The organism is Paenibacillus sp. S33, assembly GCF_053615415.1.
Genome location: NZ_JBSIEZ010000001.1, coordinates 3,961,979 through 3,978,858, shown reverse-complemented (window position 1 = coordinate 3,978,858; position 16,880 = coordinate 3,961,979). Strand labels below are relative to the sequence as shown.

The following is a 16,880-nucleotide window of genomic DNA, read 5'->3' as shown; positions in this document are numbered from 1 at the left end:
ATGAAAAAATGGACTAAAAATGCAGCAGCCGTATTGACCGTAGTAAGCGTACTGGGAGGGGCAAGCAGTGCATTCGCCGCTACAGCAACAACGACTCCAGCGAGCACTGCACCAGCGATCAAAGCTCCTGCGGTTACGACTCCGGCTACCAAAACACTGGTGAAAGCACCTGTGACGAAAACACCTGTGGTGAAAGCACCCGTTAAAAAAGTTGCAACAGCTCATAAAACAACAACCAAAGCGAAGAAAGCCCCTGCCAAAAAATCCGTTGCGAAAAAAGTGGCAAGCCACAAAACAAAAGCAGTGAAAGTGCAGCACCGTACAGTTAAACATCATGCAAAAAAACATAATGTTGTTAAAAACAAAGCAACAACTCATAAAACTCGTGCACATCATGCCGTAGCTAAAAAAGTGGCCCACAAAGCTCCAGTTAAAAAAGTCGTCCCAGCAAAAACAGTGAAAACAGCGCCAAAAACAGCTGCTAAAGTAGTAACAACCAAGAAATAAGATGGATGTGTAATTAGCTTTCAGCTCGCCTGGCATATACAGCAGCGATTCATGATAAGAAAGACGGGACCGGGAACGGTATACCCGTCTTTTGTCTATTCTGCTGGGCTTCTGTTAAGCTTAAAGAGAGGATGGAAGCATCCAGAACAACGGCAAGGGGTTAAGGCCATGACAAAAATAGTAGTAGTGGATGACGATGTGTTCATTTTGCAATTAATATCTGAATATTTGAAAAAAGAATCCTACGAGGTCACTTCCTTTTCCAGTGGTAAAACACTGGTAGAGCATATCCGTACGAACCGTCCGGATTGTCTCGTTCTTGATATTATGATGCCTGGCATTGATGGGCTTTCTCTACTGACTCAGCTTCGTGATTTTACAGAAATGCCGATCATTATGATCTCTGCTCGTGGAGAAGAAAACGACCGTATTCACGGGCTGGAGCTGGGATGCAGCGATTTTTTGACCAAGCCCTTTAATCCAAGAGAGTTGGTAGGAAGGGTTAAAGCGATGCTGAGGCTGAGCAAGGCCGGAATGTCTGCATCGGACGATAGGCAAGCGGCAGGAAGCGCAGATCTTTGCCATGCGGGCAATCTGTGTATTTTTGCTGACTTTCGTAAAGTCACAGTGGACGGACAAGAGCTGAATTTGACCTCACGTGAATTCGACCTGCTGCTGTTTCTTGCGAATCATCTGGAAAGACCTTTTGGCAGGGAACATCTGATTCAGCAGGTGTGGAGCTATGATTTTATAGGTGATGTGAGAGTTGTGGATGATCTGGTCAAACGGATTCGTAAAAAGTTAGCTGAATATCACTCTACGCTCGTCATTAACACCGTATGGGGTTTCGGATATAAAGCAACGGTTCAGGAGTTGTAACCATGCGTACGATGAGAGCTAAAATACTGCTTTCCCTGTCCATCGCCATGCTTATTACCGTCTGTATTACGGTCGTTTTATTCATCAGGCTTATCGACGACATTCTGGTGAATCAGGCTAAATCCAAGCTCCATGAGCAGGCGCGCAAAGCCGTCCATATTATGAGCGACGGAGGCTTTGATCGACTGGATAATGCTGAATTCAACTATGTTATCAAGGGCGTACTTTTATCTGCCGACTACTTTATTTTAAGTACGGATAACCGTATCATCGACTCAAGCGTCTCTGGAATGGAAGGCAAAAAGATCGAGCGTTTGCTTTTGATCCGCCAGGGATTTTTTGCATCGGTTCATCCGTCTCTCCAGGATCTGACCGCTACACATGAAGGGGTAGCTGTGCTTCAAGGTAAAAAGGTACTGTTTACGAATGAAGAATTGCCCGGACAACCTTTTCGTATTTTTGTATACTCACCCTTATCTTCCTTGAGAGCACTGTATGTACCGTTAATGAGAACCACATTACTGTCTATCATCGCGGGGTTTTTGGTGATTCTCGTCATTGGTCTGATGGTTGTCTCACGTCTAGTGCGTCCGCTTAAACGATTGAAGGAGGCGGTAGGCAACTATGAGCCTAACCAGCCGCAGGATAGTGATTTTCCGCAGGCGGATAAAAGTGAGATTGGCGAGCTGATCGGTACCTTTCATTCCATGTCCGCCCGTATTCAGCAGCACCATCAGGGTCAAATTGAATTTCTACAAAATGTATCTCACGAGCTAAGGACACCGTTAATGTCCATTCAAGGCTATGTATATGCCATTCAGGATCAAGTGGTATCCCAGGACGAGGGGCTGAGTATCATCAAAGTGCAGTCCCAGCGGTTAATTGACATGGTGGAAAAGCTGCTGCAGCTATCAAGGCTGGAAGCGCTGAATGAGGAATGGCCTGTCTCTCTGGTTGATCTTAAAAGCATGGCGGAGGATGCTGTTCATCTATTGATGCCAGTGGCTGCTGAACGTTCTATCTCGCTTCGAGTGGAGGGAGAGGGCCTGCATGTGGCCGTTCCGGCCGAGCAATTGTTCCGTATGATGTTGAATTTGTTGCAAAATGCAGTTCGGCACACCTCTACGGAGGTTGTCATTCATTTGGAGACAGGGACAACACCGGAGGTTGTATGGGTTATGCATGTGGATGATGATGGAGGAGGGCTGACCGAACAAGAGGCAGCCGAGGTGTTCGGAAGATTCTATGCGGGCTCAAATGGTGTCACAGGTCTTGGATTGGCTATTTGTCGTCAAATTGCTACCCGGTTGAATGGAGAACTACTCTGCACCCGTTCGCCATTGGGTGGAGCACGCTTCAGCTATATCCAGCACATGTTATAAATGAGTACAAAAATGGATAAAAATGATCGTTTTTTCGGCCTAATATCCCATTTATCTAACATAGTATGAGAGGTTTTTGGTGATATTTTAGATATAGCTTGACTGGTAGGTACAAAACTGAGTAAAATTAATCGTATATACCTTGACTCCTGGACGTCGTTTTTTTAGATAGTGGTCAATAATAGTGATGAATAATAAATGAAAGAGTGATGAGATGAACCGCCTTTTGGAAGTGAAGGACTTAACGATATCTTTCAAGACCCGTCAGGGACTAGTGCAGGCCATTCGTGGCGTAAACTTTCATGTCAATAAAGGAGAGACGCTGGCGATTGTGGGCGAATCCGGCTCAGGCAAAAGCGTAACCTCACAAGCTGTTATGAAGTTGATTCCGACCCCTCCGGGCATCTATCAAAAGGGTCAAATTATGTTTGACGGACAAGAGCTGATTAATAAAACAGAAAAACAGATGCAAAAAATTCGTGGTAAGGAAATTGGCCTGATTTCTCAGGACCCAATGACTTCGCTTAACCCGACGATGAAAGTCGGCAAGCAGATCACGGAAGTGCTTTTCAAGCATGAAAAAATATCCAAGGATGCTGCTCGCAAGCGGGGTATTGAGTTGCTGAATCTGGTAGGTATTCCACATCCTGAACAGCGTTTTAACCAATATCCGCATGAATTTAGTGGCGGTATGCGTCAACGTGTCGTCATTGCGATGGCATTGGCTGCCAATCCGAAACTTCTGATTGCCGATGAGCCGACGACAGCGTTGGACGTAACGATTCAAGCTCAAATTTTGGAGCTGATGAAGGATCTTCAGAAAAAGATCGATACTTCCATCATCTTTATTACGCATGACCTCGGTGTTGTGGCGAAGATGGCGGACCGTGTTGCCGTTATGTACGCAGGACAAATCGTGGAAACAGGTACGGTTAATGAAATTTTCTACAACCCGAAACATCCATATACATGGGGCCTTCTCGCTTCTATGCCAAGTTTGGACAGCCATGGTCAGAAGCTGGCAGCTATTCCGGGAACACCTCCGGATCTGCTTCACCCACCTGTAGGGGATGCTTTTGCAGCCCGCAGTTCTTATGCTATGAAAATTGACTTTGAGAAAGAGCCTCCACTCTTTCAATTATCCGATACGCACTTTGTAAAATCATGGTTGCTGCATCCAGATGCGCCTGCGGTTGAGCCACCAGAAGCGGTAAAGGCTAAACTTCGCAAGCTGGATAACGCATTTGAAAAGCCGGTTTTGGTAGAACAATACGGCAGTTAATGCGCAACGTAATTTATAACTAAACCAATGAGAAATAAAAAAGGGCTGTTCTCTCCGTGTGGAATCATTCTACGGAGGAAACAGCCTTTTTGGTGTAATATCGCAGGTTGTCTGCGCCTGTGGTTATTGGTGTTAGCGGGCAGTGCTTACAGCTTACCGGAACCAGCTTGGGAAGTGACTTCTGCCTTCACACTGGCGGATGGGGAAATTTTATCGTTCAGCGATGGTTTCCAGCCTACAGAGGAGCTAAGACCCGCGCTGGAGCCTGCGTTAACAGCTTGTCCATTCAGGATTGTGCCCGTATCTGACAGGGCAGTTCCTCCAAAGACAGTCACGATTTTAGCTGCAGATAAACCGGCAACGTCAATGACATTGTTTTCGGCGAAGATTTTGGAGGATTTACCTGCACCCCATATATACAGTAAAGGATATTCGGAGCGTTTTACATCACCTGTATAGTAATTGTTGTACAGATGGACTTGTCCATACCGTACACGTGGTGTGCGTTGTACCGTGTTTTCATAATAGTTGTGATGCAAGGTTACACGTAAAGCTCCTTCATCTGCTGTTTTGCTGTCACTGTTGCCAATAATCGACGATTTATCATGATCGTAAAAATGATTGTAAGAAACCGTAACCAGATCGCCTTGGTTGATCACATCGAGAAGTCCATCATGATGCTGGTATTCTTGACCGTAAAAGGTACTGTTTTGGCTATCGGGGTGAGACCCATCATTGAAGGTATTGTGATCTACCCACACATGTGTGGCGCCGTTAACTGTAATACTGTCATATTCCGAATTCCAATTGCCTGTGCTGCCGTCTGTTGGGTCCCACTGAGGGAAATAATCGTAGGCATCCTGGAATTCAATATTACGGATAATAACGTTGTCTGTCCCTTTTTTCAGCTGGAGGTTTGCGCCGTTAATGACGGCGTCGCTACCCAGCCCGACAATGGTTGTATTGGACGGAATATCAATAATGACACGACTGGCTTGATTTTTTTGTGAAGCCTCGCGTGCCTTTTCCAAAGTGCCGGACGGAGCCTTTTTCCCCCAGGTGGATGGGTCATACGCTTTGAGGTAGGCGTCAAAATTATATTTAGGGTCCTTGTAGTCGTCCAATCCTAACGGTTTATTATTGTCATCGACGTTGGCATTGATCGTGCCTTTGACATAAATAATTTTAGGCGCTGTGTTGCTGCTTTTGCCTAAGGCATCGACAAGTTGCTTGCGATTCGTTACGGTGAAAATATTGGAGGTAGTCGCCGTAGCTCCACCTGTTGTGCCTGTAGAAAAGGCTGCCCATCCGTTTTTGCTGCCGAGCGTCTCCTTGCCAATATCGCTGGCTGCATGAGCAGGTGCACCTATAGGAGCCAGAGTAGTGAACAGTAGAGCCGCTGCGATTCCGAGTGAAAATCTCTTTTTCATAAAATACCTCCGTATATTGGATTAATGGAGTAGATGAACGAAGGGAGTCCCGGGTGCTCCTGTGGTTTCTACATTTTCTATCATACTTCGTGTTCCAGTATTTGTTAATATAATAAAAGTTACATACTAAAATTTTTGTCGAATTTTTTATATAATTCAATAGTCCCCTTCTTTTTCCAATCAAGACGTATATGTAATAATGAAAACGTTAACAATCACACGAAATAGGAAATGTATATATGAATATATGGAATTGTTTATGTGTTTTTCTCAGAATGTTAACGATTTCATTTCGATTTATAGATTTTTGAAGAATCCTTAGGTAAAATGGCTTGTAATAAAGCTGAGGAGGAATGGGCATCATGGCAGAGCATTTAGCAGATATCTTGAAGTTGTTGAAGCAAAAAGAGTGGGTAGATTTGTCCCACGCTTTTTATCCTGAAATCCCTCATTTTCCAGTATTCGATAATGTTCAGGTGGATACCCTGTTTACCCACGACGATGGCTTTTTTGTAAAACAATACTGCTTTCCCGGTCAGTATGGGACTCATATTGACGCACCCGTTCATTTTGTGAAGGGCAAACGTTACTTGCATGAGCTTTCGTTGAAGGAACTGGTTTTGCCGCTAGTTGTCATTGACCGTTCAGCAGCCGTTGCAGCCAATTCTGACTATGAACTTACGGTTGCGGATATTTTGGACTTTGAGAAAGAGCATGGACGCATTGCTGATCAGTCCTTTGTCGCTTTTCGCAGTGATTGGAGCAAACGTTGGCCTGATTCAGATGCCTTCTCAAACAAGGACGACGCTGGAGATGCACACTGTCCGGGCTGGTCGCTGGAAGCGCTACGCTTTTTGGTAGAAGAACGGAATGTAGCTGCCATTGGACATGAAACACTAGATACTGATTCCTCTGTAGCTTATCGCAATGCTGGCAAGCTGGCAGGGGAATATTACATATTGGAGCAAGATCGTTATCAAGTTGAGGTGCTGACGAATTTGGACAAGCTGCCCCCGACGGGCGCGGTCATATATAATATCGTTCCGAGCATTCAGGATTCCCCTGGATTTCCGGTGCGCTCCTTTGCTATTTTACCTTAACCATCCAGGTACACTGTCATTTAAAACGATTATATAATCATCTTGAACTAAAAGACCGATTCAGATATTGACATCTGAATCGGTCTTTTTTAGCTTATATGGGGTAATGTACAGCGTGAATGACCGTTCAGTCCATCTTGAATCAAAATAATGAAACGTCTTAAGTGATAATAGTGACCGTAGGCGCAGAGATGGTAGGCTGAGTTGTGATAGAAGAGGTCGTGCCGCTAAAGTCGGATATTTCTATAACAACTGGGACACCTGGTGTAATATCTACGGAGGCAATGACCAAACTTGCTGTGGTTAGGGTGAATAAGGAGCTCTGCTGAATTACTCCGTTAATATAATAATTAGAAGAATCCGTAGCCGCTAAAGTCGGCAGAGCAACAACTGGAGCATCTGCGTCATCAACAAAGCTTGCGGCAGGAACAGTTGTTGTTGTTGCGCCGATCATCCCGGCTGTAATGGTTGCAAAAAAACGAGTCACGGCTGGGGTTACAGTCGTGGTTACGGCACCACCAGTTGCTACGGGAGCAGTAGCTACTGCTGTATATACAGGTTTTATGATTGGCATAGTTCTCATCTCCTTTCTTTACTGGTAATGAGCTATCGCTAGCTCTTAATCAATAAATGATTTTTCAATCTATTTGGAAACGGCATATGAACCTTTCTATTAATAATAGGGTAAATGGAGAAGCCCTATTTTGCTACAAATATAAATGGAAGCGGATACTTGGGATCGGCATGCTACAAATGCCTAAAACCCTAAAGGGGGATATGCATACAATACATAAATAAGCATGTGAGAAGGAGGTGTATACGGCTGGTATGAGGAGACGCGATTCATCACTAAGAAGGCAAGGAAAGAGAACCGTACATTGCAAGATCAACAAACGTAAAAAGTGTAAAACAAGTTATTCATTCAAAGGTAGAACAAAAACGGGGTTCCATGCCAAAAAGCATAGAAAACTAATCATGCAACGACGGTGTAGAAATATTCCTGTCAAGCGGAGGAAAAGAATGGGCCAGACGGGAAAGCGAGGTGTTCCGGGTTCGACAGGAGCACAAGGCATTCCCGGTTTGACAGGGTTACAGGGTGAAACTGGTTTGACCGGAGTACAAGGCATTCCAGGCTTAGCAGGAGCGCAAGGCATACCGGGAACTGCGGGAGCACCGGGAGTGCCAGGTCCGGCTGGAGTCCAAGGTAGTTCAGGTGCAACAGGTGCACCTGGCCCTACTGGAGCACAGGGCATAGCGGGCCCTACCGGCGCCCAAGGAATAACAGGCCCAACCGGTCCGGCAGCTGACATTTCAAATATTGAAATTATACCCATAGCTGAGCGGTATTTTTATTTTGCGCCTGCTACAATTGAATCTTCAATCACGATTATGGCAGATCAATTTTCTGTAGATGGTGTACAGGAGGTCTTTCAGCGTTTTAATGTCGGAAGCAACAGTTACGCCAATCTATACATTAACGGCATGATACAAGAAAGCACATTGTATAGCCTGACACCTGAATCGCTGACGATTCGCCTTAACGAAGGAGAGGCAATTCTCTCCGGCACACCTATTATTGTGGAAATTGTCGAATTTAGTGTGCGATCCAGTGGATGATACGGTTTGCGGTGAGGCAACCCAGAGGCAGATACAGCTGTTTCTTGGGGCAACGAGCCTTTGCATCCGACATGCCAAAGCTGAAGACCGACTTTGGAGCCTTGGTCATGGATGGCTTGCACGACTTTTTTGCAGCGGGGAAATGTGCTCGTCGCTCCATAGGCCAAGATTGCCTGAGTCTTTTCCCTGCTGGGTGGCTGCGTGCATCTCAAGCATAATTAGTCCCAACTGTCCTAGCGCCCGTTTTATTCGGTTACATATCTATTTTATATGAATAAAATGGGGTGATACACGTATAATTTAAGGTGTTTATAATTAATCACATATAAAAACATGGTGTATTAGGTTGGATTCAATATATTTTAAATGAAGGTATGAAGAGGGAATGAGCCTGCATAAATATAATTTGCATTTTAGTTAGTTATTGCTTACTATAAGCTTATGAATAAGAAAACACATATAGACAGCAAAAAGAAAGATATTCTGCAGGCAGCGATGTGCTTATTTGCAACCAAAGGAATTGACGGGATTTCGGTCAAAGAAATTGGAGAGGCTGCCGGTGTGACGGATGCCGCGATTTATAAGCATTTTAAGAGTAAAGATGCGATGGCCTTGGAAGTATTCGGGCAATATTGCAATAGCTACACCACATTAATTGACTTCTATCGCAAGCAGAGTGGGAGCTTCGTCAGTCGTTTCCATCAACTGGTGGATGAAGTGCTGAATTTGCATGATGAGGACCAGTATGGCTTGCTTCTACTATCACAGCATCATGAGCTGTATGTTGAAGCAAGCCAGAGCCAAAATGTCCGTCAGCCGCTGGAGGCGTTGACTGAATTCATCGAACAGGGGATTCAACAAGGTGAACTGCCGAAGCAGGATGCTCAGCTATCCGGTGTGCTCATCATTGGAGCTATTACACGCTTGTCCGTGTCCAGCCTGGAAGGTGAACTTCCACAGCAGTTGGTTCCATTTGCAGCAGAGGTCAGACAACGTTTAACTGCTTTATTAAGTAAAGGTCAGTAGTGACCTTTTCTTTTTAAATATAAAGTTAGTGTTTTCTAACTAAAATCATAATATGAAGGTAGGAAGTGGTTTATATGTCTAAAAAAATATTGGTAATTCAAGGGAATCCTGTCGCTGGCAGTTATGGAGAAGCGTTGGCTCAATCCTATGTAAAAGGAGCGAAGGTTGCAGGGGCAGAGGTTCGTTTGTTGCAGCTATCCGAGCTTGATTTTAATCCAAATCTATTAGGTGGATATCGTAATAAATTGCCGCTGGAGCCTGATTTGATTCAAGCACAGGAGTCGATTAAATGGGCAGAACATCTCGTTTTTGTCTTTCCGATCTGGTGGGGCAGCTTGCCTGCATTAATGAAAGGATTCATTGACCGTACCTTTATGCCGGGATTTGCGTTTAAGTATCAAAAAGGAAAGCCCATGCCTGACAAGCTTCTAAAAGGAAGAACGGCCCGCCTCATTACAACGATGGACGGTCCACACTGGTACTACCGATTTTTCCAGGGACAGCCTGGGCATCGAATGATGAAGGATTCCACGCTGCATCTATGTGGTGTCAAACCAGTGCATTCTACTGCGATTGATCTCATGAATAAATTATCGGATCAGCAGCGCAACGATTGGCTGAGCAAGGTGGAGCAGTTGGGACGAAGCATGAGCTAGGTTTTCGCCTGCCTGCCCCAAATCCATTGGCTACAGGTAAACCATGGTGGTATCTGATCATAATTGACCTGCGAAAAGGAAAAAGACCACAATGGGAGCAACTGGCTCGCATTGTGGTGTTCGGAATAGCTCATGTTTGCAATCAACGTTAAATAAATATCGATGCAACGATTAAAATAAATCCGATCGCTAGACCGGCAGGGCCCCAATAATGCATAGGGATAAAAAACAGACTGTGCTGGGTTCCCATTCGATAACGTTGCCCCGTTTCCATATCAACTAGCACTTTGTCCGAGTCGGCGTTAAGCGCTTTTCCCAAGTACCAGATAATAACCCCCGACACAATGAACACAAAAGCCATCGGTAGCCGGGAATCTATGGAGTCAAGCCCTAGAGCGGATACTAAACTCCCGACAATAACAAATAAGATCCCTGGAATAACGATGTTTAAAATACCAAAACACTTCCAAATAATCCCATGAAATCTTCCTTCCTAAATTTAAATCCAACATATGTATTTATCGGTTAAAAGAGAGATTTAGTTTACAAAATGACCCATTCATTGTGGGATTTACAATGTGTAAAACTGGAAGGGATGTGTCAAAAAGGGGAGAAAAAGCTTAGTTTGCTATTTTTTTATTGTGTCGATTTTTGAAAAAAATATGACCACCATTTAGCTATGTAGGTGGTCATATGATGAATTCAAAAATGTTCCTGTTAGTGGAACACTGTGAACAATTAATCAAGTTTATTGAGGAGCCTTTGCTCGAAGTAGATTTAATCCTAATCCAATGAAGATAATCCCGGTTATTTTGTTTAAATAGCTGCCAAGCCTTTGGTTGACTTTTATTTTTTGGGTAATGTAAGAGGAAAAATAGGCAATAAACAAGCACCATAATAATCCGGTGAACGAAAATGTAAGTCCTAAAATGATAAATGGAATGGGCCCAGAAGCCTTTGTATCAATAAATTGTGGAAGAAAGGCAATGAAAAACAAAGAAACCTTGGGATTTGTAAGACTGGTCAACATCCCTTGTAGATATGTTTTTCTGTTGCTGTGTTGTTTATTGGATTCAGATGCTCTAAAACTTGCATTTGTTTTATCTAATAGCATTCTAACCCCTAGATAAACTAAATAAATAACTCCAATTATTTTAATCATGTTGAATACGATAATTGACTTTGTAAGTATAATTGATAAACCAAAAGCAACTAACAACGTATGGATCAAAGAACCACTAATGATACCGAAAACAGAATACACACCGGCTTTTCTGCCCTGTGCAATGCTTCTCCCAATTATATACATGGTGTCTGCACCAGGAATTAGATTTAGGAGGATTCCAGTAAGCAAAAATACTTCATAATTTACGATTCCAAACATTTTGTGAGCACCACCTCTTCATTATGAAATACATTAAAAGGTAATGATAATTTAGTAAATAGCTCATTGTCAATCTTCAATATCTATTATACGTATATGTAAGTTTACCTAAAAAAACCGCTTTTCACCTCTTCATAGGTTTGGCATAACCTGATCCTGAAGGAGGGAAAGCGGCTTTTACAATGAGTATACTACGCGGAGCAGGCGATAGGCTTATTCGGCGGTCGCTTTCGCTTGTTCCGCTACGAAAACAACAGGCTTCATAATTCGACTCAGCATATCTTGCTTCGGACGATTCCAGGTAGTCCAGTCATCCAGCAGCAGACCGCCTGTGTCGCCGCTATTCGGATTCAGGGACCAGTACGTAAAGTACAGGTTGTTGGCACCAATATAGTCTACGAGTGCATTTTGCCATTTCCCCTCAGAAGAAGACAAATCAACATTACGACCGCCGAATTCACCGACCAGTACCGGAGCTATGTTTTGCTTGCTGATGTAGCCCCAGGTTTGATCCCAGATCGCTGGCAAGTTGGACGGGAAGGCCGGATCGTTGAACCATGGCTGCGAAGACACACCAGGGCCGTAATCATGTGGAGAATATACGACACGGTTCGGTACGTCCAGAACGACAGGATAGTTGGCTACACCTGTCAGGTTGCCACCCCACCAGTATTGGCTATTGTTGCCTTGTACATTGTGGTCTACACCTTCTACGAGAATAAGCCAATTCGGATTCACGGACAGAATCGCATTCCCTGCACGTTGTGCCGCCAGACGCCAGTCTGTGGAGGCATTGCCTGTGCCCCAGCTTGCTTGACCGTGTGGCTCATTGTGTAAATCCGCACCAATGACGGTAGGGTTGTTTTTATAACGATCAGCCAACATTTTCCAGTCGCTAATCCAGCGAGACTCAGGGTACTGGGATGTGTACCACAGCTCGGATTGCCCACCTGAGCTTGGACGGTGACGGTCAAGGATAATCTGAATACCGCGTTGTCCAGCTTTTTCGATCAGCTTGTCCATAATTTGAATCGGAGTTAATCCGACCAGATCAGGGTTTTTGTGATAATCAATACTGTCTGGACGAGAACTGGAATCGAACAACTGATTGCTGTAAGGCAGACGAATCAGATTGTAGCCTTCTTTCTTCACTTGATCTAGCATGTCGTCCATTGAACGGCTCCACAGTCCATGCAAGGTATAATTAGGGGTTTCCAAACCGAACCAATTCAGACCGTTAAATGCCGCCTCTTTCCCGGATTCGTCTACAATCTTGTTTCCTTGGGTGTGATAATATCCTTTCACACTGGCTGCATCTGCTGAAGCGGGAGTATAGCCATACAGTGTGAAGCCCATTACGAGGGAGGCAATGACGAAAAATGTTTTTTTCATTCCTTTTTTCTTCATAATTCTGCTTCCTCCTTTATTTAATAGAAATTGTAACCGATTACATTTTTATTTTATGTTCAAATCTTCCATCAAACAAGTTCATAAAATTCGTATCTTTCTAAGATTTCGTTCGAATTCAATAGATTCGTAACAACGGATGGTTAAGCTAAGTGTCCAGCTTTTGTGGGAGCGGTTGTTTATGGGCTGGATGGCTCGCTCTAACTCTTTATTTATTATATTTTCCTGCTGTAAAAGAAGGTATATAATAAAGTGAAATTCACTTTACATACAGGTTGCAGAATATATATTTGATAAAATAACACGCCTGACATGCAGAAAAAGAAAGGAGGGTAATTATGGTAACAACGATGAAGGAAGTTGCAGAACGTGCCGGGGTGTCGAAGAGTACAGTTTCGCAGTTTCTACAAAAGAGATACAACTATATGAGTGAAAACACCAAGAAGAAGATCGAGCAAGCGATTGAGGATCTCAGTTATATACCCAATGAGGTGGCACGTAGTCTCAAGCAGAAGAAGACCTTCATTGTGGGAGTTATTTCTTCAACCATTTTATCGAGATTTACTACAGAAGTCGTGCGTGCCATTGAAGATGAATGCCAACTGGAAAATGTCCAGGTCATTGTCTGCAATACCGATGATGATTCGCTCAAAGAAAAAAAGTATGTCCAGTCGATGATTGCTCGGCAAGTGGATGGACTTATCATTTTCCCGACGGAAGAGAACAAGAAATTATATGTTTCCCTTGTCAAGAATGGCTATCCTTTCGTGTTTGTAGACCGGAAAATCGATGAAATCAGCGTAGATACGGTGCTGTTGAATAATGAAAAGGCCAGCGAGCTTGCGGTTGAAGCACTCATTGAGCATGGTCATAACAACATTGGGATTATCACGTTCCCCTTAGGCAAAAAAGCGATCACTACACGAAGTGAGCGACTGTCAGGTTATCGAAATACGTTGGGCAAACATGACATCCCAGTGAATGAAAACTATATCAAAAGCGGCAGATTGGATGAAATGCCCAATCTGATTGGGCAACTATTCCACATGGAGAATCCGCCCACTGCAATTATTGCTACGAATGACATGATTTTGGAGCAGGTACTGATTTATGCAAAAAATAATCATCTCACCATACCTAATGACTTTTCCTTGATTGGCATAGATGATGTATCCTTTGCATCTTTTTATAATCCGCCGATCACAACCGTTTCCCAGCCGAGTTTTGAAATGGGGAAAAGAAGTGCGAGGCTGCTGCTGGAGAAAATTGATCAAAAAGAACAGGATCATGAGGAGCTGTCAGAAATCATCCGAATGAATCCGGTCATTAACCACAGAGAATCTGTCCAAAAACTGAACTGAATGATTGAATAAGTCCTTTTTATCTTTTTGAAAACGTTTTTATGAATTCTATTGTAAAAAGAAAATAAAGAGCTATAATGATCTTATGATTCGAGTCATGAATACCCTTTCATTTATGTATGTCCTGATTTTAGTGATGTTGCGATTGTAGAGAGGGGAGGAATGGAGCTTAAACGAATAATGTATGGAGTAAGTTGTGATTTAATTCACAAAAATGATTCTGCTTCTTTTTACATTCCCGGAAGGGAAATTTTTTTCGTGTATTACTAAATCGATTTAGTAAGAATGGAAAATAAATAAAAGAAAGTCGGAGATCACTATGGAAATGTTTATGAGCATTATCAGGGAGCCATCCATCATTATCGCGATTGTGACATTACTCGGCCTTATATTCCAGAGGAAGAAAGTATCAGAAATTATTACGGGAACTACCCTTTCTTTTATGGGCTTCACCATGATCAAGGTCGGCGGCGGCATTTTAGGTGGGGTTCTCACTAACTTCAGCCAAATTTTTTCTTATGCGTTCAACCTTAAAGGTGTCGTACCCAGCAATGAAGCCATTATGGCACTGACCATTGATCAGATCGGGGCGGATGCTGCGCTTATTCTGCTCTTTTCCATGATCCTTAACATCGTGCTTGCGCGTCTGACCAAGTTCAAGTACATTTATTTGTCTCTTCACTTGATTTTGTTTATGAGCTTTGCCGCTACAGCCGTTATGAAAGGTCTGGGCCTTAGTTCGCTGACTACGATCATCGTCGGTTCTTTGGTAATCGGGAGCTATATGGCGGTGTTTCCTTACCTACTCCGAAATGCGAGCAAAAACATTATTAAATCGGATGAATATACGATTGCTCATGCTTCCATGACCTCATACATTCTAGGTACCTATTTAGGGAAAGTTTTTGGCAACCGTGAAAATGACACTGAAAATGTGAACATTAATGACCGCATCAGTTTTTTGCGCGACCCTAATGTTGCAACGACCTTGACGATGCTTGTGCTTTTACTGGTATCTGGACTGGTTGCTGGTTCTGATTATGTCAGCAAATTATCGGATGGCAAAGAATATATCGTCTTTATCCTCGAACAGTCAGCTATTTTTGCTGCCGGCTTGTATATCGCAAAAGCAGGTGTTAAGCTTTTTACAACTGAAATTGTACCCGCTTTCAAAGGCTTCTCCCAAGTGTTCGCACCTGGAGCAATCCCTGGTGTAGATGTTCTGGTACTGTTCGATAAATCACCCAATTCCGCGTTGGTAGGCTTCTTGGTCAGCTTCTTCACAGGCGTTGCCTGCGTCTTTCTTTTCCCGTTTATCGGATTGCCTGTCATTGTGCCGGGGATCATGGCCTGTTTCCTCGCTGGTGGTGCAGCCGCGATATTCGGCAATTCCAGCGGTGGTTTTAGAGGAGCTGTTATTTCCAGTTGTCTTAATGGATTCTTGCTCTGTCTGCTGCCGGCCCTCACCTTGCCGCTCTTTTCCTTTTTGGGTGCCGAAGGAGTAACATTCGCCGATCCCGACTTTACTACCCTTTCAGGAGTACTTTGGCTTATTTTCCGCTGGTTTTAAACTAAATCGATTTATGAGTTTTTTCAAAATAACTTATCTAAATCATTTGTGCTTAAAAAGAGGAGGAATTATCCATGTTTTTTAACGACCAAGATATTCAAATTGACATCGTTGACAGTAATACCACCCGGAAAGTGCTGGCCCATAGTGACCAGCTTATGTATGTCAAAGTGATGTTTGCTAAAGCCCAAACAGGGGAGATCCTGTTGCATAAGCATGTCCATGAGCAAGTCACTTATGTAATAAAGGGAAGTTTTAAGTTCATGATTGATAATGGCGAAACCAAGGAAGTCCAGACCGTCAAAGAAGGAGACAGCATTCATTTTCCATCCGATACTCTTCATGGCTGTATCCCACTGGAGGATGGCGGTATTCTGCTAGATGCATTTACACCAGCACGTGCAGATTTTCTGTAAATCCCCTTACAAAATACGGTTTATCTACCCCGAGATCTGGAGGGATTTACGATGCTTTTCCGCGGCAGCCAACTGAGGCGGATGATGCCTTCTGGCATGTCCGATACATTTCATTTTTATCTTTTTTAGAAGAAGACCTGCAAGTATGTTATATTTAACAAACGGCAATCGTGATGAACAGTAATATAGTGATTTTTAGAAAAGGATGAGATGATTTTGGAGAACAACGAAACTCAGCAAGAATTTGCAGAAGTATATGAGCAGCTTAAAGTAGCTGCAAACCGAACCTCCGATTGGAAAACACGCCTAGCCGCGGTAAATGATCTGGGTGCATGGAAGAACCAGCAGACGATTGACTTGCTGACACACCGTTTGAATAATGATACGGTATATGCCGTTCAGGAAGCCGCTTACCGCAGACTTCAGGAATGGGGCGAGAATGTACAGCTGCCTGTGCGCAAAGAGGGTGAACTTGTTAAGGGTCTGACGAAGATTCTGGTGCGGATTAAAAAAAGCCTGCCAGCCGACCATACCTATAACGATTTTCGCGAGAAGCTGCACAAGATGAGAGTCGATATTTATGACATCTACGAAGGCGACAAGGGTGCTGAATTTGATCAGTGGCTGGAGCAAAAATGGGCTTCGTTATCTACAAGATAATGTCTGAACCCTGTAATTGAATGTGTATTTAAGGATCAATACTGGTGATGCAGACAGAGCCTTAACAAGGATAAGGGATTATCTTTGTTAAGGTTTTTTTAGCTTGTTCTCCTTAAGAATCACGCCCTTTATCTTTATGCCACTGTATATATACTTCGGCAATATGGTACGATGGGATCGGATTATTTTAGTGTGTACATGGG

Annotated in this window: 17 protein-coding genes; 12 read left to right on the top strand and 5 right to left on the bottom strand. The window is 43.5% G+C overall.

Features of this window, described 5'->3' with window-relative positions; translation table 11 throughout:
- The 4 genes from ACWGXJ_RS18140 to ACWGXJ_RS18125 all read left to right on the top strand — a co-directional run bounded on the left by ACWGXJ_RS18140 (position 1) and on the right by ACWGXJ_RS18125 (position 4,050).
- Complete coding sequence (locus tag ACWGXJ_RS18140; protein ID WP_452567327.1) at positions 1-507, top strand: hypothetical protein; 507 nt, start codon at positions 1-3, stop codon at positions 505-507.
- Positions 508-675: 168 nt separating this feature from the next.
- Complete coding sequence (locus ACWGXJ_RS18135) at positions 676-1,386, top strand: response regulator transcription factor (protein ID WP_061828739.1); 711 nt, start codon at positions 676-678, stop codon at positions 1,384-1,386.
- A gap of 2 nt (positions 1,387-1,388) precedes the next feature.
- Entirely contained in the window at positions 1,389-2,768 is a 1,380-nt protein-coding gene (locus tag ACWGXJ_RS18130) for a sensor histidine kinase (protein WP_452567326.1), read from the top strand.
- Between the two features lie 214 nt (positions 2,769-2,982).
- On the top strand, positions 2,983-4,050 hold the full coding sequence (locus ACWGXJ_RS18125) for an ABC transporter ATP-binding protein (RefSeq protein ID WP_013311421.1): 1,068 nt from the start codon (positions 2,983-2,985) through the stop codon (positions 4,048-4,050).
- A gap of 146 nt (positions 4,051-4,196) precedes the next feature.
- Here ACWGXJ_RS18125 and ACWGXJ_RS18120 read toward each other — a convergent pair whose 3' ends face one another.
- Positions 4,197-5,480 carry a pectate lyase family protein gene (locus ACWGXJ_RS18120; RefSeq protein WP_452567325.1) on the bottom strand — a complete coding sequence of 428 codons (1,284 nt, stop codon included), beginning with the start codon at positions 5,478-5,480 and terminating at the stop codon, positions 4,197-4,199.
- A gap of 362 nt (positions 5,481-5,842) precedes the next feature.
- Between ACWGXJ_RS18120 and ACWGXJ_RS18115 the strand changes: the two genes are divergently transcribed.
- Positions 5,843-6,580, top strand: coding sequence for a cyclase family protein (locus ACWGXJ_RS18115; RefSeq protein WP_250260730.1), 738 nt, complete (start codon positions 5,843-5,845; stop codon positions 6,578-6,580).
- A 160-nt stretch (positions 6,581-6,740) separates the two neighbouring features.
- Here ACWGXJ_RS18115 and ACWGXJ_RS18110 read toward each other — a convergent pair whose 3' ends face one another.
- Complete coding sequence (locus ACWGXJ_RS18110) at positions 6,741-7,154, bottom strand: DUF4183 domain-containing protein (RefSeq protein WP_452567324.1); 414 nt, start codon at positions 7,152-7,154, stop codon at positions 6,741-6,743.
- A gap of 446 nt (positions 7,155-7,600) precedes the next feature.
- Between ACWGXJ_RS18110 and ACWGXJ_RS18105 the strand changes: the two genes are divergently transcribed.
- The 3 genes from ACWGXJ_RS18105 to ACWGXJ_RS18095 all read left to right on the top strand — a co-directional run bounded on the left by ACWGXJ_RS18105 (position 7,601) and on the right by ACWGXJ_RS18095 (position 9,879).
- Positions 7,601-8,197, top strand: a complete 597-nt coding sequence (locus ACWGXJ_RS18105; protein WP_452567323.1) for a DUF4183 domain-containing protein — start codon at positions 7,601-7,603, stop codon at positions 8,195-8,197.
- A 441-nt stretch (positions 8,198-8,638) separates the two neighbouring features.
- Entirely contained in the window at positions 8,639-9,223 is a 585-nt protein-coding gene (locus ACWGXJ_RS18100; RefSeq protein ID WP_452567322.1) for a TetR/AcrR family transcriptional regulator, read from the top strand.
- Positions 9,224-9,297: 74 nt separating this feature from the next.
- Positions 9,298-9,879, top strand: coding sequence for an NAD(P)H-dependent oxidoreductase (locus ACWGXJ_RS18095; protein ID WP_452567321.1), 582 nt, complete (start codon positions 9,298-9,300; stop codon positions 9,877-9,879).
- Between the two features lie 148 nt (positions 9,880-10,027).
- Here ACWGXJ_RS18095 and ACWGXJ_RS18090 read toward each other — a convergent pair whose 3' ends face one another.
- From ACWGXJ_RS18090 to ACWGXJ_RS18080, 3 genes are all read right to left on the bottom strand, one after another.
- Entirely contained in the window at positions 10,028-10,354 is a 327-nt protein-coding gene (locus tag ACWGXJ_RS18090; protein WP_452567925.1) for a hypothetical protein, read from the bottom strand.
- A gap of 273 nt (positions 10,355-10,627) precedes the next feature.
- A complete protein-coding gene (locus tag ACWGXJ_RS18085) occupies positions 10,628-11,263 on the bottom strand; it encodes a LysE family translocator (protein WP_452567320.1) in 636 nt (211 codons plus the stop codon).
- A gap of 213 nt (positions 11,264-11,476) precedes the next feature.
- Positions 11,477-12,670: a glycoside hydrolase family 5 protein gene (locus tag ACWGXJ_RS18080; protein ID WP_250260732.1), complete on the bottom strand. Its 1,194-nt coding sequence runs from the start codon at positions 12,668-12,670 to the stop codon at positions 11,477-11,479.
- A gap of 338 nt (positions 12,671-13,008) precedes the next feature.
- Between ACWGXJ_RS18080 and ACWGXJ_RS18075 the strand changes: the two genes are divergently transcribed.
- The 4 genes from ACWGXJ_RS18075 to ACWGXJ_RS18060 all read left to right on the top strand — a co-directional run bounded on the left by ACWGXJ_RS18075 (position 13,009) and on the right by ACWGXJ_RS18060 (position 16,677).
- Positions 13,009-14,031, top strand: a complete 1,023-nt coding sequence (locus tag ACWGXJ_RS18075) for a substrate-binding domain-containing protein (protein WP_061828751.1) — start codon at positions 13,009-13,011, stop codon at positions 14,029-14,031.
- Positions 14,032-14,356: 325 nt separating this feature from the next.
- The gene (locus ACWGXJ_RS18070) at positions 14,357-15,601 is read left to right on the top strand and encodes a PTS ascorbate transporter subunit IIC (RefSeq protein ID WP_430151466.1); all 1,245 of its coding nucleotides are present in this window, start codon (positions 14,357-14,359) and stop codon (positions 15,599-15,601) included.
- Between the two features lie 74 nt (positions 15,602-15,675).
- Positions 15,676-16,017 carry a cupin domain-containing protein gene (locus ACWGXJ_RS18065; RefSeq protein WP_023989787.1) on the top strand — a complete coding sequence of 114 codons (342 nt, stop codon included), beginning with the start codon at positions 15,676-15,678 and terminating at the stop codon, positions 16,015-16,017.
- 216 nt (positions 16,018-16,233) lie between these two features.
- A complete protein-coding gene (locus tag ACWGXJ_RS18060) occupies positions 16,234-16,677 on the top strand; it encodes a HEAT repeat domain-containing protein (RefSeq protein WP_430151468.1) in 444 nt (147 codons plus the stop codon).
- Positions 16,678-16,880: the final 203 nt, after the last annotated feature.